The sequence below is a fragment of the Pseudomonas sp. SID14000 genome, assembly GCF_002165135.1.
Classification (GTDB): Bacteria; Pseudomonadota; Gammaproteobacteria; order Pseudomonadales; family Pseudomonadaceae; genus Aquipseudomonas.
The window spans coordinates 1-494 of the sequence record NZ_NFZQ01000087.1; the positions used below are offsets into that span (position 1 = coordinate 1).

General features: G+C 70.4%; 1 protein-coding gene. It reads left to right on the forward strand.

Features of this window, described 5'->3' with window-relative positions; all coding sequences use genetic code 11:
• Window positions 1-3: 3 nt before the first annotated feature.
• Window positions 4-494, forward strand: a 491-nt coding sequence (locus CAY82_RS27495) for an SDR family NAD(P)-dependent oxidoreductase (protein ID WP_368681565.1), incomplete at its 3' end; no start/stop codon positions are given.

The window sequence follows — 494 nt, forward strand, 5'->3', positions numbered from 1 at the left end:
CTGGTGAACAACGCCGGGATAGGCCTGTCCGGCTCGTTCCTGGAGACCCCCGCCGAGGACTGGAAGAAGGTCCTCGACGTGAATCTGTGGGGTGTCATCCACGGCTGCCGGCTCTTCGGCAAGCAGATGGCCGAGCGCGGCCAGGGCGGCCACATCGTCAACACCGCGTCGGCGGACGGCGGCATCGCACCCCTGCCGACCGCCTCCGTGTACGCCGTCACCAAGGCGGCCGTCGTGACGATGACCGAGTCGCTGTACGCCCATCTCAAGGCGGAGGGCGCGGGGGTGGGCGCCTCGGTGCTCTTCCCGGGCCGCACATGCTGTGCACCCGGCTGTGGGAGTCGCACCGCAACCGGCCCGAACGGTACGCCAAGGAGCGGCCCCGCAGGACGCCGTAACGCAGCCTCGGCCAGTGGGAGTCGGCGATGCGGGAGGCCGGGCAGGAGATCGAGTTCACACCGGTCGAGCAGGTCCCCGACGAGGTCGTGGACGGG